General features: G+C 70.3%; 17 protein-coding genes. 12 read left to right on the top strand and 5 right to left on the bottom strand.

What is annotated here, in order from left to right:
* Positions 1 to 99: 99 nt before the first annotated feature.
* Genes J7654_RS16990 through J7654_RS16975 form a run of 4 tightly spaced genes read left to right on the top strand, consistent with a single transcriptional unit; the run spans position 100 to position 4,895 of the window.
* On the top strand, positions 100 to 1,332 hold the full coding sequence (locus J7654_RS16990) for a glycosyltransferase (protein ID WP_209737019.1): 1,233 nt from the start codon (positions 100 to 102) through the stop codon (positions 1,330 to 1,332).
* Positions 1,329 to 2,477: a lycopene beta-cyclase CrtY gene (gene crtY / locus J7654_RS16985; RefSeq protein WP_209737018.1), complete on the top strand. Its 1,149-nt coding sequence runs from the start codon at positions 1,329 to 1,331 to the stop codon at positions 2,475 to 2,477. The genes J7654_RS16990 and crtY overlap by 4 nt, the downstream gene beginning before the upstream one ends.
* Entirely contained in the window at positions 2,474 to 3,973 is a 1,500-nt protein-coding gene (locus J7654_RS16980; RefSeq protein WP_209737017.1) for a phytoene desaturase, read from the top strand. Before crtY ends, J7654_RS16980 begins: the two co-directional genes overlap by 4 nt.
* Entirely contained in the window at positions 3,966 to 4,895 is a 930-nt protein-coding gene (locus J7654_RS16975) for a phytoene/squalene synthase family protein (RefSeq protein ID WP_209737016.1), read from the top strand. Before J7654_RS16980 ends, J7654_RS16975 begins: the two co-directional genes overlap by 8 nt.
* A 10-nt stretch (positions 4,896 to 4,905) precedes the next feature.
* Here the strand turns inward: J7654_RS16975 and J7654_RS16970 are convergent, their stop codons facing one another.
* Both J7654_RS16970 and J7654_RS16965 read right to left on the bottom strand, forming a co-directional pair.
* Positions 4,906 to 5,415, bottom strand: a complete 510-nt coding sequence (locus J7654_RS16970; RefSeq protein ID WP_209737015.1) for a sterol desaturase family protein — start codon at positions 5,413 to 5,415, stop codon at positions 4,906 to 4,908.
* A gap of 19 nt (positions 5,416 to 5,434) precedes the next feature.
* On the bottom strand, positions 5,435 to 6,331 hold the full coding sequence (locus J7654_RS16965) for a polyprenyl synthetase family protein (protein ID WP_209740665.1): 897 nt from the start codon (positions 6,329 to 6,331) through the stop codon (positions 5,435 to 5,437).
* Positions 6,332 to 6,422: 91 nt separating this feature from the next.
* On the opposite strand from J7654_RS16965, the gene fni reads away from it, so the two are divergent.
* The 3 genes from fni to J7654_RS16950 all read left to right on the top strand — a co-directional run bounded on the left by fni (position 6,423) and on the right by J7654_RS16950 (position 10,311).
* A complete protein-coding gene (gene fni, locus J7654_RS16960; protein ID WP_209737014.1) occupies positions 6,423 to 7,472 on the top strand; it encodes a type 2 isopentenyl-diphosphate Delta-isomerase in 1,050 nt (349 codons plus the stop codon).
* Between the two features lie 78 nt (positions 7,473 to 7,550).
* Positions 7,551 to 8,600 carry a threonine aldolase family protein gene (locus tag J7654_RS16955; RefSeq protein WP_209737013.1) on the top strand — a complete coding sequence of 350 codons (1,050 nt, stop codon included), beginning with the start codon at positions 7,551 to 7,553 and terminating at the stop codon, positions 8,598 to 8,600.
* Positions 8,601 to 8,856: 256 nt separating this feature from the next.
* Positions 8,857 to 10,311, top strand: coding sequence for a glutamate synthase subunit beta (locus tag J7654_RS16950; protein WP_209737012.1), 1,455 nt, complete (start codon positions 8,857 to 8,859; stop codon positions 10,309 to 10,311).
* Between the two features lie 7 nt (positions 10,312 to 10,318).
* On the opposite strand, the gene J7654_RS16945 is transcribed toward J7654_RS16950, so the two are convergent.
* Both J7654_RS16945 and J7654_RS16940 read right to left on the bottom strand, forming a co-directional pair.
* Positions 10,319 to 11,668 (bottom strand): SGNH/GDSL hydrolase family protein, encoded by a 1,350-nt coding sequence (locus J7654_RS16945; RefSeq protein WP_209737011.1) that lies wholly within the window; start codon positions 11,666 to 11,668, stop codon positions 10,319 to 10,321.
* 8 nt (positions 11,669 to 11,676) lie between these two features.
* The gene (locus tag J7654_RS16940; protein WP_209737010.1) at positions 11,677 to 12,909 is read right to left on the bottom strand and encodes a lytic murein transglycosylase; all 1,233 of its coding nucleotides are present in this window, start codon (positions 12,907 to 12,909) and stop codon (positions 11,677 to 11,679) included.
* A gap of 261 nt (positions 12,910 to 13,170) precedes the next feature.
* Between J7654_RS16940 and J7654_RS16935 the strand changes: the two genes are divergently transcribed.
* From J7654_RS16935 to J7654_RS16915, 5 genes are all read left to right on the top strand, one after another.
* Positions 13,171 to 13,794 (top strand): alpha/beta hydrolase, encoded by a 624-nt coding sequence (locus J7654_RS16935; protein WP_209737009.1) that lies wholly within the window; start codon positions 13,171 to 13,173, stop codon positions 13,792 to 13,794.
* A gap of 22 nt (positions 13,795 to 13,816) precedes the next feature.
* Positions 13,817 to 14,755 (top strand): ring-cleaving dioxygenase, encoded by a 939-nt coding sequence (locus J7654_RS16930; protein WP_209737008.1) that lies wholly within the window; start codon positions 13,817 to 13,819, stop codon positions 14,753 to 14,755.
* Between the two features lie 70 nt (positions 14,756 to 14,825).
* Entirely contained in the window at positions 14,826 to 15,659 is an 834-nt protein-coding gene (locus J7654_RS16925) for an N-acetylmuramic acid 6-phosphate etherase (protein ID WP_209737007.1), read from the top strand.
* Positions 15,660 to 15,790: 131 nt separating this feature from the next.
* Positions 15,791 to 16,546 carry a cytochrome c oxidase assembly protein gene (locus J7654_RS16920; RefSeq protein ID WP_209737006.1) on the top strand — a complete coding sequence of 252 codons (756 nt, stop codon included), beginning with the start codon at positions 15,791 to 15,793 and terminating at the stop codon, positions 16,544 to 16,546.
* Positions 16,543 to 17,064, top strand: a complete 522-nt coding sequence (locus tag J7654_RS16915; RefSeq protein WP_209737005.1) for a CopD family protein — start codon at positions 16,543 to 16,545, stop codon at positions 17,062 to 17,064. The genes J7654_RS16920 and J7654_RS16915 overlap by 4 nt, the downstream gene beginning before the upstream one ends.
* Here J7654_RS16915 and J7654_RS16910 read toward each other — a convergent pair.
* Complete coding sequence (locus tag J7654_RS16910) at positions 17,028 to 17,528, bottom strand: DUF2231 domain-containing protein (RefSeq protein WP_209737004.1); 501 nt, start codon at positions 17,526 to 17,528, stop codon at positions 17,028 to 17,030. The genes J7654_RS16915 and J7654_RS16910 overlap by 37 nt on opposite strands.
* Positions 17,529 to 17,538 lie beyond the last annotated feature (10 nt).

Below are 17,538 nucleotides of genomic sequence, written 5' to 3'. Positions count from 1 at the left end.
GTCGCACGACCGCAATTGCTTGAAACGCGGCATCTGTCCCGCTCTAAGTGCTCGTCGCTTCGGCTCCTTCAAGTCTTGAGAAGAGCGCTTCACGCCTGCATGACGCATTTTGCGATGATCTGCTCACCCTATCCCAGCCATGTCGGCGCCTTCGAGGCGCTGGGCGGGGCGCTGGCGGCGCGCGGCCATCGCGTCACGCTGGTCGTCGGGGAGGGGAGCGGGGCGGCGGTGACGGCGAGGGGCGTCGAGATGCGCATCGTGCATTTCGCCGCCGCGCCGCGCACCGCCGGGCGGCTGGCCAACGGGCCGCTCGCCATCCTGCGCACGGTCGGCCGCGGGGCGCGCTTCACCGAGGCGCTATGCGAGGTTCTACCCGCGCTCCTGCGCGAGATCGCGGCCGATGCGGTGCTGGCGGACCAGATGGAGCCGGCTGGCGGGCTGGTGGCTAGCTATCTCGGCCTCCCCTTCCTGTCGGTCGCCTGCGCGCTGCCGGTGGAGCGCGACCCCGGCGTGCCGCCGCCCTTTCTGGACTGGCCGTTCGATACGAGCGTCGAGGGGTGCAAGCGCAATCGCGGCGCGGAGCGCGTGACGCGGCTTCTCCTGTCGCGCCAGCGCCGGGCCATCCGGGAGCAGTCCGAACGCTTCGGCCTTGCGGGCTTCGCCGAGCTTCAGGATTGCCTTTCGCCGCTCGGAACGCTGTCGCAGACCGTGGCTGGCTTCGATTTTCCCAGGCCCGAGGGGGGGCGGCTGCATCCCATGGGGCCGTTTCGCGCAGGCGAAGAGAAGGCGGAAACCCTGCCTTTCGCGCCCGATCCCGCCCGGCCGCTCGTCTTCGCTTCGCTCGGAACGCTCCAGGGGCATCGGATCGGCCTGTTCCGGACCATCGCGGCGGCCTGCCGCCGGCTGGGCGCGCAGCTCGTCCTCGCCCATTGCGGCGGCCTCGCGCCCGATCAGGCGGCGCGCATCGAGGCCGACCTGGTCACGGATTTCCTGCCCCAGCGCGCGGTTCTGTCCCATGCGGCGGTGTGCATCACCCATGCGGGCCTCAACACGGCGATGGACGCGCTGGAGGCGGGCGTGCCGATGCTGGCCATTCCCATCGCGTTCGACCAGCCGGGCGTGGCGGCGCGCATCGTCCATTACGGCGTGGGGCTCAAGCTCTCGCGCCGCTCGCTGGAGGAGCGGGCCGTTCACGATGCCGTGCAGCGCCTTCTTGCCGAAGACGGTTTCCGGCGGCGCGCCCGCGCTCTGGGGCAGGAGGTGCGCGAGGCCGGCGGCGCGCCGCGGGCCTCCATGATGGCGGAGCGGCTGCTGTCGCGGGGGCGGCCATGAACCGGCCGGACCTCGTCATCGTCGGGGCCGGGCTTTCCGGCGGGCTGCTCGCCTGCCGGCTGGCCGCGCTGCGGCCGCAGGTGAAGCTGCTCGTCCTGGAGGCCGGCGAGAGGCCGGGGGGCGCGCACACCTGGTCCTTTCACGCGGGCGATGTCGATGCGCGCCAGCGCGAATGGCTCGCCCCCTTCGTCGCCTCGTCCTGGCCCGGCTACGAGGTGCGCTTTCCGGCACGGCGGCGGCGGATCGAGACCGGCTACGCCACCGCGCCCTCCGGCCGCTTCGCGAAGATCGTGGAGCGGGCGCTGGGCGCAAGGCTGGTGGCGGGCGCGCCGGTGGCGCGCCTCATGCCCGGCGCGGTCGAGATGGCGGACGGCGCGCGAATCGAGGCGGGCGCGGTGATCGACGCGCGGGGCCCGCGCGAGACGCCGCATCTGCGGCTCGGCTTCCAGAAGTTCCTCGGGCAGGAGGTGGAGTTCGAGCGGCCGCACGGGCTCGGCCGTCCGGTCGTCATGGACGCGACGGTGAGCCAGACGGAGGGCTACCGCTTCGTCTACTGCCTGCCGTTCTCGCCCACGCGGATGCTGATAGAGGACACCTATTACGCCGACGGCGCCGCGCTGGACCGGCAGACGCTGCGCGGCCACGTGGCGGCCTATGCGAAGGCGGCGGGCTGGGGAGGTTTCCAGGTGGTGCGGGAGGAGGACGGCGTCCTTCCCATTGCGCTGGGCGGCGATATCGAGGCGCATCTCGCCTCCCTTGCCGGGGTGCCGACCATCGGCCTTGCCGCCGCGCTCTTCCACCCCACCACCGGCTATTCGTTGCCGGACGCGGTGCGTACGGCCGATCTCGTGGCCGGGCTTCCCGATCTTTCGCCCAGGGCCCTGAACGAGGCTCTTACCCGCCATGCCCGTGGCCTCTGGCGCGAGCGCGCCTATTTCCGCGTCCTCAACCGGTTGCTGTTCCTGGCCGGCGAGCCTTCGGAGCGCTACCGCATCCTCCAGCATTTCCACCGCCTTCCGGCTCCCCTGATCGCCCGTTTCTATGCCGGTCGCCTGACCGCTTTCGACAAGGCGCGCATCCTGATCGGCAAGCCACCCGTATCTGTTCGCGGCGCGCTCGCCGTCCTCTCCAAGGGAAGTTCATGATCGCAGGGCCGAACAACCCCTCCAGAACCGCCATCGTCGTCGGCTCGGGCTTCGGCGGCCTGTCACTCGCCATCCGCCTCCAGGCCGCCGGCATCGCCACCACGCTGGTGGAGAAGCGCGACAAGCCGGGCGGGCGGGCCTATGTCTACGAGGATCAGGGCTTCGTCTTCGACGCCGGGCCGACCGTCATCACCGATCCTTCCGCGCTGGAGGAATTGTTCGCCGTGTCCGGGGCGAAGCTCTCGGACTATGTGACGCTCCTGCCCGTCAGCCCGTTCTATCGCCTGTGCTGGGAGGACGGCTACGCCTTCGACTATGTGAACGACCAGGCCGAGCTCGACCGGCAGATCCGGGCGAAGAACCCGAAGGACGTGGAGGGCTATCGCCGCTTCCTCGATTATTCCCGCGCCGTCTTCGAGGAGGGCTATCTCAAGCTCGGCACCGTGCCCTTCCTGCATTTCCGCGACATGGTGCGGGCGGGCCCCGCGCTGATGAAGCTTCAGGCGTGGCGCAGCGTCTATTCCAGGGTCGCCGGCTTCATCGAGGACGAGCAGCTTCGCCAGGCGCTCTCGTTCCACTCGCTCCTTGTCGGCGGCAATCCCTTCGCCACCTCCTCGATCTACGCGCTAATTCATGCGCTGGAGCGCGAATGGGGCGTGTGGTTTCCCAAGGGCGGCACAGGCGCCCTGATCGCGGGCATGGTGCGGCTGTTCCGGGACAAGGGCGGCACGCTGGAGCTGAACGCGGAAGCTGAGCGGATCGAGGTGGAGGATGGGCGGGCGAGCGGGGTCGTCCTGAAGGACGGCCGGCGCTTTGCCGCCGATCTCGTGGCCTCCAACGCCGACGTGGTGCACACCTATGCGACGCTCCTCTCGGGCACCGCGCGCGGGGAAAAGGAAGCGCGGCGGCTGAAGGCCAAGCGCTTCTCCATGTCGCTCTTCGTCCTCTATTTCGGCCTCTCGCGGCACCAGGCGCATCTTCAACACCACACGGTGCTGTTCGGCGCGCGCTATCGGGAGCTGATTTCGGAGATCTTCAAGGGGCCGGAGCTTTCGGCCGATTTCTCGCTCTATCTCCACTCGCCCTGCGCCACGGACCCCTCGCTCGCGCCGGAAGAGGCGGGGAGCTACTATGTGCTCTCGCCCGTGCCTCATCTGGGCAACGCGCGGATCGACTGGGAAGCGGAGGGGCCGCGCTATCGCGAGCGCATCTTCGACTATCTGGAGGCCCACCACATGCCGAACCTGCGCCGGGACCTCGTGACGCACCGCATCTTCACGCCCTTCGATTTCCGAGACGAGCTGAACGCCCATGTCGGCAGCGCCTTCTCGCTCGACCCCGTGCTCACGCAGTCGGCGTGGTTCCGCGCGCACAACAGGGACGACGAGATTCCCAATCTCTATTTCGTCGGCGCCGGCACGCATCCGGGCGCCGGCGTGCCGGGCGTCGTCGGTTCGGCCAAGGCTACGGCGGGGCTGATCCTCGGCGATGGCTGAGACCGACCTTTCCGCCTTCGCCAGCGCGTCCATCGCGCGGGGGTCGAAGAGCTTCGCCGCCGCCTCACGCCTGTTCGACGCCAGGACGCGCGAAAGCGTCGTCCTGCTCTATGCCTGGTGCCGGCATTGCGACGACGTGGTGGACGGGCAGGAGGCGGGCTCGCCCATGCGCGCCGGCGGCTCGCGCCCCGCCGCCGAGGCGATCGAGGCGCTGCGGCGCGACACGGCGCTCGCCTTCGAGGGGTGCACGCGCGGCCTGCACCCCGCCTTCGCCGCTCTGGGCGAGGTGGTGCGCCGGCACGGCATCGACCGCTCGCTGGCGCAGGAGCATCTGGCCGGCTTTGCGATGGACGCCGAGGGGCGGACCTATCGCACGCTCGACGATCTGATGCTCTATTGCTGGCGCGTGGCGGGCGTCGTGGGCGTGATGATGGCGCGCATCATGGGGGTGAGCGACGAGGAGACGCTCGACCGGGCGGCCGATCTCGGCCTCGCCTTCCAGCTCACCAACATCGCCCGCGACATGGTGGACGACGCGAAGGCCGGTCGCGTCTATGTGCCGACGGACTGGCTGCGGGCGGAAGGGATGTGCCCGCACGATCTGGCGGACGCAGCCTTCGCCGCCCCCATCGCGCGCCTGCGCAAGCGCCTCGTGGACGAGGCGGAGCATTATTACGGCTCCGCGCGCCTCGGGATCGACGCCTTGCCGCGCCGCTGTGCCTGGGCCGTGGGCACGGCCTGGGGGGTCTATCGCATGATCGGGCTCAAGCTCGTCGAGAAGGGTGCGGACGCCTTCTCCTACCGTGTCTCCACGGGCCGGGCCGAGAAGATCGGGCAAATCGCCGGGGGCACGCGCATCGCGCTCTGGCGCGGTGGCCGCACGGTGCCCCGCCCGGCGCATCTGTGGACGCGCCCGCGCTGAGGCCGGGCCGTCAGTGCAGCGTGCGGCGCTCGTCCTGTTCGGCCGCCACGCGGCCGGAGCGCTTCAGCTCGGCCGTCAGCTTCTCCACCGGCGGCGCGTAGAGGAAGCCGAAGGAGACCGCCCCGTCCTTGCCCTTCACCGCGTGATGGAGGCGATGGGCCTGCACGAGGCGCTTGGCGTAGCCCTTGTGGGGAATGTGCCGGAAGGGCCAGCGCTGGTGCACCAGCCCGTCATGCACGATGAAGTAGAAGAAGCCGTAGAGCGTGATGCCGCTGGCGATGGCCGTCACCACCGGCCAGTCCATCAGCGAGCCGAGGGCGAAAAGCGCGATGGCGAAGACCGCGAAGACGACGGCGTAGAGGTCGTTCTTCTCGAACAGGCCCTCATGCGGCTCGTGGTGGCTTTCGTGCCAGCCCCAGCCCCAGCCGTGCATGATGTATTTATGCGCCGCCCAGGCCACCCCTTCCATCACCAGGAAGACAGCGACCGCGATCGCGATCAGAACCGGCCAGCTCGTCATCGTCCGTCCTTGAATGGTGTCAGCGGGCGCCCGCTTCCTGCTCCGACATATCGGCGGTGCGGGCAAAGACGTCATCGACCAGCGCGGCAAGCCGGCTGCGCGGGCCGAACACGGCCTCCAGATGGATATGCGCCTGCGCCAGATGCCGTTCAATGCGTTTCTCCACGGGCACGGCGCCGAGCATGGAGACGACGGTCGACTTTCCCTCGTCGCGGCCCGGATCCTTGCCCGTCACGTGCATCGGCTGGTGGTCGAGAAGGTCGTCGAGAAGCTGGAAAGCCTGCCCGATCTCGTCGGCGAAGGCGCGCAGCGCCGGGCGGCTGCCCTGGGCCCCCGCCAGCACTGCCCCGGCCTCGACCGAGGCGGCGAAGAGGGCACCGGTCTTGAGCGAATTGGTGGCCAGGATCTCCGCCAGTGGCCGGGCCCGGCGCCCGCCGTGAAGGTCGTTGAGCTGGCCGGCGGCCAGCCCTTGCGTGCCCACGGCGCCGGAGAGCAGCGTCAGGCATTCCAGCCGCGCCTCGCCGCACGCGCCGCCGGTGGCGGCGACGATGCCGAAGGCCTGCGTCAGCAGGGAAACGGCGGCCAGCACCGCCACGTCCTCGCCATGGGCCCGGTGAAGCGCGGGGCGCCCGCGACGAAGCGCCGCATCGTCCATGCATGGCAGGTCGTCCAGCACGAGCGAGGCGGCATGGACCATCTCCACCGCGCAGCCGACATCCAGCGCCGCATCCGGCGGCCCGCCGAGATCCTCGGCGACGATCATCGTCATCAGGGGTCGCAATCTCTTGCCGGGCGCCAGCGCCGCGTCGGCCATCGCTGCGCCCAGCGCATCGCCGCCGGCGGGAAGAAGGCCTGCCAGCCGCGCGTCGATGCGCTGGAGAAGCTCCCCCGTCCCCCTCAAGCCTTCGCCGACCATACCCACCCGCTTCTTGCATCCTCTTGCCGCCAGCATGTCATTTTAGAAGCGCTTGCGATATGCCTCTATTGGCCGACAGGGAGGCCCCTCGATGACATCTGCGGGAACGGCGGGGAGCGCCTCGCCCATCGGCGAACGCAAGAGCGACCATCTCGATATCGTGCTCCGGCCCTCGCTGCCCTCCGCGCGCCTTTCCACCGGTTTCGAGGCGGTCCGGTTCGAGCATGTGGCGCTGCCGGAGATCGATTTCGCCGCCATCGACCTCTCCCGCCCCTTCCTCTCGCGCCGCCTCGCCGCGCCTGTCCTCATCTCCTCCATGACCGGGGGGCCGCAGCGGGCGGGGCGAATCAACCGGCATCTGGCGGAGGCCGCGCAGGCGCTGGGCATCGCGCTGGGCGTCGGCTCGCAGCGCATCGCGCTGGAGGGGCGGGGGGATGCCGGGCTCGGGCCCGAGCTTCGGCGGCTCGCGCCCGACGTGCCCATCCTGGCGAATATCGGCGGCGCCCAGCTCGTGTCCGGCTACGGGGAGGCCGAGGCGCGCCGGGCGGTGGATATGATCGAGGCCGACGCGCTGATCGTGCATCTCAACCCGCTGCAGGAGGCCGTGCAGCCGGAAGGAGACCGCGACTGGCGCGGCGTCCTGGCCGCCATCGAGGCGCTGGCGCGTGTCCTTGGCGTGCCGCTCGTGGCCAAGGAGGTGGGGGCGGGGCTGTCCGGCCCGGTCGCGCGGCGCCTGCTCGACGCGGGCGTCGGCGTGCTCGACGTTGCGGGGGCGGGCGGCACGAGCTGGGCGGCGGTGGAGGCCGAGCGCCATGCCGACCCCGTCCGGCGCGCCATCGCGCTCGCCTTCTCGGACTGGGGCGTGCCGACGGCGCAGGCCATCGCCTGCGTGCGCGCGGCCTGCCCCGGCGCCACCATCATCGGCTCGGGCGGCGTGCGCAACGGCGTGGACGCGGCCAAGGCCATCCGCCTGGGGGCCGACCTCGTGGGGCAGGCGGCCGGCGGCCTGGCGGCGGCCGACGCTTCGGCGGAGGCCGCGCACGCGCATTTTTCCGGCTTCATCGAGGAGCTGCGCGTGGCCTGCTTCTGCACCGGATCGGCCGATCTCGCCGCCCTGTCCGGTGCTGCCCTCATTCCTTGACGCGGGCGCGCCCGCTCCTGTAGGCCGCCGCTTCATGCCGCTCGATGCGGGCGGCGCCGGCAAGGGCTTGCAGAACCCATGATCTTCGCTTCGGACAACTGGTCGGGCGCGCATCCCGCCATCGCCGCGTCTCTCGCCAAGCACGCCTCGGGCATGGCCGCCGCCTACGGCGCGAGCGATCTCGACAAGGCGGTCGAGAAGCGCTTCAACGAGATCTTCGAGCGGGAGGTGGCCGTGTTCTTCGTGGGCACGGGCACGGCCGCGAACTCGCTCTCCTTCGCCGCCGTCAACCGGCCGGGCGGGGTGGTCCTGTGCCACCGCGAGGCCCATGTGATCGAGGACGAGTGCGGGGCGCCGGAATTCTTCACCCACGGCGCGCGGCTCGCGCCCGTGGACGGCGCGCACGGGCTGATCGACCCGGCCAACCTGCGCCGCGAGCTGTCGCGCTTCCGGCCCGACTTCATCCATGCCGGCCAGCCGATGGCCGTCTCCCTCAGCCAGCCGAGCGAAGCCGGCACGCTCTATCCCGTCTCGCGCATCGAGGCGATCACCCAGATCGCGCACGAGCGGAACCTGGCGGTCCACATGGACGGAGCGCGCTTCGCCAACGCACTTGCGGCCACCAACGCCACTCCGGCCGAGATGAGCTGGAAGCTGGGCGTGGACATCCTGTCCTTCGGCGCCACCAAGAACGGCTGCTGGTGCGCCGAGGCCGTCGTCTTCTTCGATCCGGCCAAGGCGGTGCAGTTCCCCTATATCCGCAAGCGCGGCGCGCAGCTCTTTTCCAAGACCCGCTTCATCGCAGCGCAGTTCCTGGCCTATCTGGAGGACGACCGCTGGCTGACGCTCGCGGGCCACGCCAACCGCATGGCGGACCTTCTGCGCGAGGGCGTCCACAACAGCGCCCATGCCCGCGAGGCGTGGGAGACGCGCACCAACGAGGTCTTCGCGATCCTGGAGCGGCCGGTCGCCAAGCGCCTGCGCGCCGAGGGCGCCGTGTTCTACGACTGGAATGCGCCCCACGGCACCCCGGCGCTGGTGGGCGAGGACGAGCAACTCATCCGCCTCGTGACAAGCTGGTCCACGGAGGAGGCGGATGTGGCGCGCTTCAGCCGGGCGCTCGCCTGAGGGGGCCTTGCGGCGGAGCGGCAATTAGGGCAGTAGTGCTGCCATATTTCGGGAAGGCCAAGGCCGTTCGACGAGGACGGTCCGCCTCCCGCTGCGCGAAAAAAGCGAAATTTGGAAGCGTTCGAATTTCGTGGGGGACTGGTATAAGGCAGCAAGGCCCTTCGGGCGGTCCTCACGGGCCGGCCGGCGGGCGCGAACGCGCCGGGGAGGGGCCTGAAAGCCTTTCCCGGGCGCGCGGCGACGGACGGAGTTTGGCATGGGCAAGGTTACGGGCTTCCTCGAGATCGACCGGCAGACGGCGAAATATCAGCCGGCCTCCGACCGAATCCGGCATTTCCGCGAGTTCACCCTGCCGATGTCGGAGGAGGAGGTCGGCCGGCAGGCCGCGCGCTGCATGGATTGCGGCATTCCCTTCTGCCACGGGCCGACGGGCTGTCCCATCCACAACCAGATTCCGGACTGGAACGACCTCGTCTATGGCGGCGACTGGGAGGGTGCGATCCGCAACCTCCACTCCACCAACAATTTTCCCGAGTTCACCGGCCGCATCTGCCCCGCCCCCTGCGAGGAGGCGTGCACGCTGAATCTCGAGGACGTGCCGGTCGCCATCAAGACGGTGGAGCAGGCCATCGCCGACAAGGCCTACAAGCTCGGCCTCATCAAGCCGCAGCCGGCCGATGTGCCGACGGGCAAGCGCGTGGCCGTCATCGGCTCGGGCCCGGCGGGGCTGGCGGCCGCCCAGCAGCTCGGCCGCGCCGGCCATGCGGTGGATGTGTACGAGCGCGAGTCGAAGCCCGGCGGGCTCCTGCGCTACGGCATTCCCGACTTCAAGATGGAGAAGCACTGGATCGACAAGCGCGTCGAGCAGATGAAGGGGGAGGGCGTCACCTTCCATTGCGGCGTGGAGATCGGCCGGGGCAAGCCGCTGGACGAGCTTTTGGAGGCCTACGACGCCGTGCTCTATTGCGGCGGGGCGGAGCGGCCGCGCGAGGCCGGCATTCCCGATGACGGCTTGTCGGGCATCCACGACGCCATGCCTTATCTCGTGCAGCAGAACCGGCGCGTGGGCGGCGAGAAGATCGAGAGCGTGGCCTGGGCCGAGCCGGAAATCTGGGCCGGCGGCAAGCATGTCGTGGTGGTGGGCGGCGGCGACACCGCCTCCGACTGCGTGGGCACCGCGTTCCGCCAGGGCGCGGTGAAGGTGACGCAGCTCGACATCCGCCCGCAGCCGCCCAAGACGGAGAACAAGCTCGAGGTCTGGCCGTTCTGGGCCACCAAGATGCGCACCTCCTCCAGCCAGGCCGAGGGCGCGGTTCGCGAATTCCAGGTGGCCACGCTGGCCTTCATGGGCGAGGACGGGCAACTCACCGGCGTGAAATGCGCCGAGGTGGACGAGAAGCGCCGGCCCATTCCGGGCACCGAATTCGTCATCAAGGCCGATCTGGCCTTCATCGCCATCGGCTTTGCCGGCCCCTTCGAGGACGGTCTCCTGGCCCATGCCGGCGAAGCGCTGGAGCGGGTGGCCGACCGACGCGGGAACGTTTCGGTGAAGGCGGACGACAAGAGCTATCGCTCCTCGATCGACAAGCTCTACGTGGCGGGCGACGTGCGCCGGGGCCAGTCGCTCGTGGTCTGGGCAATCCGCGAGGGGCGGCAGGCGGCGCGGGCGATCGACCTCGCCTTGATGGGCGAAACGACGCTGCCGCGCTGAGGCGCCGTCACTCGGCGCCCGCCGCCGGCTCAGCCTCGGGCGAGGGAGTGTCTCCTTGCGCCCGGGCGCGCAGTGAATCGAGGCTGGTCGATCCGCGGAACACGATGGCGTTGTTCTGCGTGGCGGGCGAGACCGCCGCGCCCCGGCCGGTCCAGTTGAAGCTGTCGGCGCGGCCGGGCATGGCCTCGGCCATCGCGCCCGCCATGGCGGTGCTCCTCGGCGCGGCCGAGCCGCCGCCCAGAAGCGCGTCACCGCCGAAAAGGCTCGGGTCCGTCAGCGCCACGGGCGGCAATGCCCTGACGTTCTCGGGCTCGGCCGGCGGCGCGACGGCCGCCGGCAAGTCGCCCTCGGGAAGCTGGTGGGGGGCGAGGCTGACGAGAAGGTCGTCCACGCTCAGCCCCAGAAGCCGCATGATCGGCTTTTCTGCGTAGTAGGCGAGCTTGGCCGAGCCGGCGGCCGTCATGGTGATGCCGTCGGAATTGCGCAGGCGGGCGGGCTGGCCGGTGGGGTCGGGGCCCGATGCGGTGTAGGCGCCGCCCGCATCCACGAAGCCGCCCCAGATATCCACGAACTCCCCGTCCACCGACGCAGCGGCGCGGGTATAGAGATCGTTCAGGAAGACCATGTCCTCGGTCATGCGGTTGGACTGGAAGGGCGGCATGCCGACCCAGACGAGCGGCAGGCCCTTCTCCCCCACGATGGCGGCCAGCGCCTGCGTGCGGCGTGTGTATTCCTGCGTCCAGCTTTCCGAGCGCACCGCCTCGGAGCGCCCTTCGATGCGGATGGCCTGCCGGTCGTTCGAGCCGAGCATGACCACCACGAGTTCGGCGCCGGTCTCCTCGATCAGGCCCGGCAGGTTCGCCAGCCAGTCGTAATAATCGTCGCGCACCAGCCCGGAAGAGCCGTTCGCGCGGGGCACGATGCGCACGTCGCGGTTGGTGGCCGTGGCATCCGTCAGGCCGCGCGCCAGCGAGGCGGCAAGGAAATCGCCCACGATCAGCACGTCGCGCGCGTTCTCGGCCTTCTCCACCGCCTGCACGGGGGGCGCGGCCGGGGCGGCGCTGCGGGCGGCATCACGGTTGCGCCGCTGGCCGCCGGCCTGCTGGCGCTGGCCCTGCCGGCGTGGCTGGGCCTGCTGGCGCCGGGGCTGGGCCTGCTGGCGGCGAATCTGCTGGGGAGGCTGCGCCTGCGGCTGGGCGCGCTGGCCGATGGGCGGGCCGAACAGCCGCTCCAGCACGCCGCGAGGCCGCTCCTGCGCGCTGGCGGGGAGGGAAAGGGCTCCTGCCGCGAGGGCAGCGGCCAGCGGAGCGCACCAGACGAGGATGAGCCTTGAACGTCGGGTTTTCCGCTCCGCCATGCGTGCCCTCAGTTTCGCCGAAGCATATCGAGAAGCGCCTTGGAGGCGTTGCCGTCCTCCGCCACGCCCACGCGCCGCTGGAAGGCGGTGATCGCGCTGCGCGAGCCGGAGCCGATCAAGCCATCGATCTTGCCGTCATACAAGCCCTGCGAGGTCAGGCGCTGCTGAAGCTCGTGCCGCTCCTGCATGGTGAGGGGCGTGTAGCCGCGTGGCCAGTTCTGCACGAACTCGCCCCCGCCGGCGATACGGTCGGCCAGATGGCCGACGCCCAGCGCATAGGTATCCGCGTTGTTGTAGCGCTTGATGACGAAAAAGTTACGCGTCATCAGGAAGAGCGGCCCGTTCGGCCCGCCCAGCATGACGAGATTGGCGTTCTCGGACCGGTCGTTGAAGGAGCGGCCGGCCACGCGGCGAAAGCCGAGGCGCTCCCATTCGGCGATGGTCTTGTTCGCCCGGTCGAGGCCCGCCAGGTTCACGCCCGAGGGCGCCTGCACCTCGTAGCCCCAGGTGCGGCCCGTCCGCCAGCCATTGTCCTTCAGGAGGTTGGCGGCGGTGGCCAGCGCGTCGGGGATGGAGTTCCAGATGTCGGCGCGCCCGTCGCCGTCCATGTCCACCTTCCAGGCCTGGTAGCTGGTGGGGATGAACTGCGTGTGCCCCATGGCGCCGGCCCAGGAGCCCGTCAGCGCCGCGGGCGCGACATGGCCGTCCTGCACGATCTTGAGGGCGGCGATGAGCTGCTGGCGCGCGAAGCGGGCGCGGCGCTGGTCCAGATAGCCGAGCGTGGCCAGCGCCTGCGGCACGTTCTTCAGCCGGTCCACATTCTCCAGCGCCCGGCCGTAATTGGATTCCATCGACCAGATGGCGAGCAGGATGTGGCGATCGACGCCGAAGCGCTGCTCGATGCGCTGGAGCCAGGGCCCCCATTCGCGCAGCATCCGCCGCCCTTCGGCCACGGTCGAGTCGTTGACGCGGTTGTCCAGATAGTCCCACGCATTGTCGCGGAACTCCGGCTGGAAGCGGGCGCGCCGGATGACGTCGTGGTCCGGCTCGGAGACGCCGGAAAAGACGGCGCGATAGGTCTCGCGCCGGATGCCGTTCTGCGCGGCGGTCGATTCGAAATTCGCGATCCACTGCCGGAAACCGGCATCGGCGAGCGTCGAGCCCGTCGTGGCAAGGCTCAGTGTCGCGGCGACGAGCGCCGATTTCACGAGAGTGCCGAAAGCGAATCTGCGTCCAGGCATTGTCGGGCTCCTCCGAAGGATCGGGACGTTTGCGAGGACTCCGACGATAGAGCGAGGACGTTAACGCTTCGTTCACCACGACGGGCCGCATTCCCGCTGTCGCGGGCACCCCTGTCTCCCTCACAGGCTTTGTGGGCAAAATGACGGCACGGCCCGCGCGACGCGGCTGGTTGACAATGCGTCAGCCAGCCCGAGGGGCGACGGGCCGGTCGTCGCGGCCCATATGCGGGGCTGAAATTAGCCGTCGAGCGGAGCATGAGAATGGACGGGCCAGCGCTGGATTCCACGCATCGCTACGAGCCGGGTGAGGCCGGCTGGACGCCGCTGCTTCTGCTGCACGGCACGGGCGGCGACGAGAACGACCTCTTGCCGCTCGGGCGCATGGTAGCACCCGGCGCGCCGCTTCTTTCTCCGCGCGGCAAGGTGCTGGAAGGCGGAATGCCGCGCTTCTTCAGCCGGCTCGCCGAGGGCGTGTTCGACGAGGCGGAAGTGGCCGCGCGCGCCGACGAGCTGGCCGATTTCATCGAGGCCGCGCGGGACCGCTACGGCCTTGCGAGCCCCGTCGCGCTCGGCTTCTCCAACGGCGCCAACATCGCCGCCGCGATCCTCTATCGCCGGCCGCGCGTGCTGGCGGGCGCAATCCTGATCCGCGCCATGGTGACGCTCGAAGCGGCGCCGAGGGAGCCTTTGGACGGCAGGCCGGTGCTCGTCCTGTCGGGGGCGAGCGATCCGCTGATCCCGGCCGAGAACGCCGGGCGGCTGGCCGACGCGCTGGAGCGCGCCGGCGGGCGGGTTTCCCACCGGACCCTGCCGGCGGGGCACGGGCTGACGCAGGGCGACGTGGCGACGGCGCGCGACTTCCTGGCCGCTGAATTTCCCAACTGACATTTTCGAGAGGAGCGTTTCGATGCAGCTCACCGGTATCCACCACCTCACCGCCGTGACGGCGAACGCCAGCGGCAACCATAACTTCTACACGCGCGTGCTCGGCCTGCGCATGGTCAAGAAGACCGTGAACCAGGACGATGTGTCGGCCTATCACCTCTTCTATGCCGACAGGGAAGGGAGCCCCGGCACCGACATCACCTTCTTCGACTGGCCGGTGGACCGCGAGCGGCGCGGCACGCATTCGATCACGCGCACCGCCTTTCGCATCGCCGGCCGCGCGAGCTTCGACTACTGGCGCGCGCGGCTCCAGGAGCACGGGGTGGCGGCCGGCGACATCGTGACCCGCGATGGCCGGCTGACGCTCGATTTCGAGGATGCCGAGGGCCAGCGCCTGTCCTTCGTGGACGATGGCGGGGCGGGTTCCTTCGCGGTGTGGGAGAAGAGCCCCGTGCCGGCGGAGCACCAGATCCGTGGCCTCGGCCCGATCACCATGAGCGTGCCCGACGTTTCGCGCACCGAGGCGGTGGTGACGCAGGTGCTGAACATGCGCAAGGACCGGGTCTATAGCGGGCTCGGCGGTGCGCGGACGCATGTCTTCGCCATGGGCGAGGGGGGCGCCTCGGCCGAGTTGCACGTGGCAGAGGAGCCGGGCCTGCCGCAGGCCCGGGCCGGCGCGGGCAGCGTCCACCACGTCGCCTTCCGCATTCCCGACGACGCCTATGGGGCATGGGCCGAGCGGCTGAAGACGGTGCGCCTGCCCTCCAGCGGCCCGGTGGACCGCTTCTATTTCCGCTCGCTCTATTTCCGCGAGCCGAACGGCATCCTCTTCGAGATCGCGACGGACGGTCCCGGCTTCCATGCGGACGAGCCGATGGAGACGATGGGCGAGGGGCTGGCCCTGCCGCCCTTCCTGGAGCCGCGCCGCGCGGAGATCGAGGCCGGCCTGAAGCCGCTTTGAGGCGGCTCTCGCTCTTGCGGCCCGGGCGTCTATCTTCCCTGTCCACGTGACGTTGCCGCGAGGGCCCGCGATGGGTGAGACGCCCGAGACCGAAGCGGCCGACCCGCGCTTCCGAGACCTGGAAACGCGCCCGCTGGCCGATACGCTGGCCGCGCTCCTGGCCGGGCAGGGGCGGGCGATCGAGGCTGTCTCCGCCGCCCTGCCGGCGCTGGAGGGAGCGGTCGCCGCCGCGCGACCGCGCATCGAGGCGGGCGGGCGGCTGGTCTATTGCGGGGCGGGAACCTCCGGCCGGCTCGGCCTTCTCGACGCCGTCGAGCTGCGCCCGACCTTCGGCTGGCCCGCCGACCGCGCGCTGGCGATCCTGGCGGGCGGGCCCGAAAGCCTGCTCGCCGCCCGCGAAGGCGCCGAGGACGACGCCGAGGCCGGCGGCCATGGGGTGGACGCTCTTGATCTGGGCGCGAGCGACGTTCTCCTCGCCATCGCCGCCAGCGGCCGCACGCCCTTCACGCTGGCGGCCTGCCGGCGGGCGGGGGAGCGCGGCGCGCTGACGATCGCCTTCGCCAACAGCGCCGGCAGCCCGCTGCTCTCGGCGGCCGAGCACGGTGTGCTGCTGCGCACGGGGCCGGAGGTTCTGGCAGGCTCGACGCGCCTCGCAGCCGGCACCTCGCAGAAGATCGCGCTCAACCTCTTCTCCACCGCGCTGATGATCTCGCTCGGCCGCGTGAAGGGCGGACGGATGGTGGCGATGCGCGCCTCCAACGCCAAGCTGCGGGCGCGGGCGGCCTCGATGCTGGTGGCGATCAGCGGTTGCGAGCCGGAAGAGGGGATGCGGACGCTGGAGGCCTGCGACTTCGACGTGACGGCCGCGCTGCGCCTCCTCTCGCAAGGGGGAGGCGGCGAGTGAAACGGTGTGGCCGCATGGCCCCTGCGGTCAAAAAACGGAGAGTGCGGCCATTTTGAAGGGTTCCAAGCCTACAGCTTCGGCGCGAGTGCGCTAACACTTGCCTGAGGAATGCTGACGAGGGGAATTCAGGAATGAGGGAAACGGTCGTCCTGCCGTTCTGCGGAGCGCCGCCGCTGCCGGGCGAGCTTTGGATGCGCTGGACGCTGGATCCGGTCCTCATCGGCCTTCTGGCTCTGGTGCCGGCGCTGTATCTGACCTTCGTGCCCAAGGGGGAGGGGCGCGAGCGCGCCTTCTTCTGGCTCGGCTGGGCAACGCTCGTCGTCGCCTTCGTCTCTCCGCTCTGCGCGCTTTCGGCCGCGCTCTTCTCGGCGCGTGTCGCCCATCACGTGCTGCTCGTGGCGGTGGCCGCGCCGCTGCTCGCGCTCGCCAACCCCTGGCGCGCGCGCATGGCGCTGCCCTATCCGGCGCTGTGGCTCCTGATCCACGCCTTCGCCCTCTGGTTCTGGCATGCGCCGATTCCGTACGAGGCGGCCTTGCGCTCGGATGCGCTCTACTGGCTGATGCAGCTCAGCCTTCTCGGCTCGGCCCTCCTCTTCTGGTCCAGCGCGCTTTCGGGCCGCCACGCCGCGATGACGGCGCCCGTGACGCTGCTGGCGGCGATGATGCAGATGGGCCTTCTGGGCGCGCTCATCACCTTCGCGCCGCGCCCGCTCTATACCGCGCACGCGCTCTCGACCGAGCCCTTCGGCCTCACCCCGCTGGCGGACCAGCAGCTTGCCGGCCTCATCATGTGGGCGCCGGGCGCGCTGCCCTACCTCGTCGCCGCGCTCGCCTTCGCGGCTTCGGCCCTGCGCGGCGCTGCCGCCGGGAGCGCGCCGTCTCGATGATCGTCTGGCTCAAGGCCTTCCATATCATCGCGTTGTCTATCTGGTGCGCGGGTCTCATCACGGTGCCGGCCATGCTGGCCAGGCGCACGCCGGGGCTTGCCGGCGAGCCTCTTTACGAGTTGCAGAAGATCACCCGCTTCGCCTTCGTGGTGGTGATCTCGCCGGCCGCCTTCATCGCCATCGGCACGGGCACGGCGCTGATCTTCGCGCGTGAGACCTTCACCTTCTGGTTCGCGATCAAGCTCCTGCTCGTCGGCGTCCTCGCCAAGCTGCATATCCGCGCGGGCGCCTCGGTGGTGGAGGTGTTCAAGGAGGATGGCACCTATCCGCTGTGGCGCATGGCGCTGGGCATGTCGCTCGTGGCGCTTGTCGTCGCCGGCATTCTCGTCGCCGTCCTCGCCAAGCCGACCATGGAAGAGCTCGGCATTCCCGCCGGGCTGATGCGCCCCGGGGGGCTAGGGCAATGGCTGGGCTTTGCGCCTCAGCCGTCTTCCGAAATCACGATGCCGATGCCATGATCGAACACCAGCTTGCCCCCGTACCAGCCCGCAAGCCCGGTGACGCCGGACGCGATGACCGACAGGAACAGGCCGAGCGGCAGAACCTGAGCCGGATCGACCAGACGCACGCCCCAGTTGGCGCCGGCGATGGAGATCAGCGTCATGGCCGCGACGGCGTGCGTCCAGCTCGCGGCGCGGATGCGGATGCCTTTCACCAGGATCAGCTCGGCGGTGCCCACCATGCCGGCCGCCACGCCCGAGACGAACGCGAAGCCGGCCGTCCAGACGCCCGCGCGCAGGAAGAACGGGTCGCCCGAGAACCAGTAGATCAGGTCGCAGCCGAGCGTGGCGATGACGAGGACGATGGGAAAGTGCACGCTCATCGCGTGAAGCGGATGCCCGGCCACCGCGACGGCGGACTGGATGTCGTGCTCCGCGATATCGGCGATGATCGGGTTGCTGGAATTCTTGGATTTCGACATGGCGGGCAGA

This window comes from Aureimonas populi, assembly GCF_017815515.1.
Lineage (GTDB): Bacteria > Pseudomonadota > Alphaproteobacteria > Rhizobiales > Rhizobiaceae > Aureimonas > Aureimonas populi.
This window is presented reverse-complemented; position numbering and strand designations above follow the sequence as displayed.

Coding starts and splice junctions, on each gene's coding strand:
- J7654_RS16950 (WP_209737012.1), top strand. CDS start 8,857: ATGGGCAAGGTTACGGGCTTCCTCGAGATCGACCGGCAGACGGCGAAA.
- J7654_RS16935 (WP_209737009.1), top strand. CDS start 13,171: ATGGACGGGCCAGCGCTGGATTCCACGCATCGCTACGAGCCGGGTGAG.
- J7654_RS16925 (WP_209737007.1), top strand. CDS start 14,826: ATGGGTGAGACGCCCGAGACCGAAGCGGCCGACCCGCGCTTCCGAGAC.
- J7654_RS16980 (WP_209737017.1), top strand. CDS start 2,474: ATGATCGCAGGGCCGAACAACCCCTCCAGAACCGCCATCGTCGTCGGC.
- J7654_RS16930 (WP_209737008.1), top strand. CDS start 13,817: ATGCAGCTCACCGGTATCCACCACCTCACCGCCGTGACGGCGAACGCC.
- J7654_RS16910 (WP_209737004.1), bottom strand. CDS start 17,528: ATGTCGAAATCCAAGAATTCCAGCAACCCGATCATCGCCGATATCGCG.
- J7654_RS16975 (WP_209737016.1), top strand. CDS start 3,966: ATGGCTGAGACCGACCTTTCCGCCTTCGCCAGCGCGTCCATCGCGCGG.
- J7654_RS16945 (WP_209737011.1), bottom strand. CDS start 11,668: ATGGCGGAGCGGAAAACCCGACGTTCAAGGCTCATCCTCGTCTGGTGC.
- J7654_RS16970 (WP_209737015.1), bottom strand. CDS start 5,415: ATGACGAGCTGGCCGGTTCTGATCGCGATCGCGGTCGCTGTCTTCCTG.
- J7654_RS16920 (WP_209737006.1), top strand. CDS start 15,791: ATGAGGGAAACGGTCGTCCTGCCGTTCTGCGGAGCGCCGCCGCTGCCG.
- J7654_RS16965 (WP_209740665.1), bottom strand. CDS start 6,331: ATGGTCGGCGAAGGCTTGAGGGGGACGGGGGAGCTTCTCCAGCGCATC.
- J7654_RS16990 (WP_209737019.1), top strand. CDS start 100: ATGACGCATTTTGCGATGATCTGCTCACCCTATCCCAGCCATGTCGGC.
- J7654_RS16955 (WP_209737013.1), top strand. CDS start 7,551: ATGATCTTCGCTTCGGACAACTGGTCGGGCGCGCATCCCGCCATCGCC.
- J7654_RS16915 (WP_209737005.1), top strand. CDS start 16,543: ATGATCGTCTGGCTCAAGGCCTTCCATATCATCGCGTTGTCTATCTGG.
- crtY (WP_209737018.1), top strand. CDS start 1,329: ATGAACCGGCCGGACCTCGTCATCGTCGGGGCCGGGCTTTCCGGCGGG.
- J7654_RS16940 (WP_209737010.1), bottom strand. CDS start 12,909: ATGCCTGGACGCAGATTCGCTTTCGGCACTCTCGTGAAATCGGCGCTC.
- fni (WP_209737014.1), top strand. CDS start 6,423: ATGACATCTGCGGGAACGGCGGGGAGCGCCTCGCCCATCGGCGAACGC.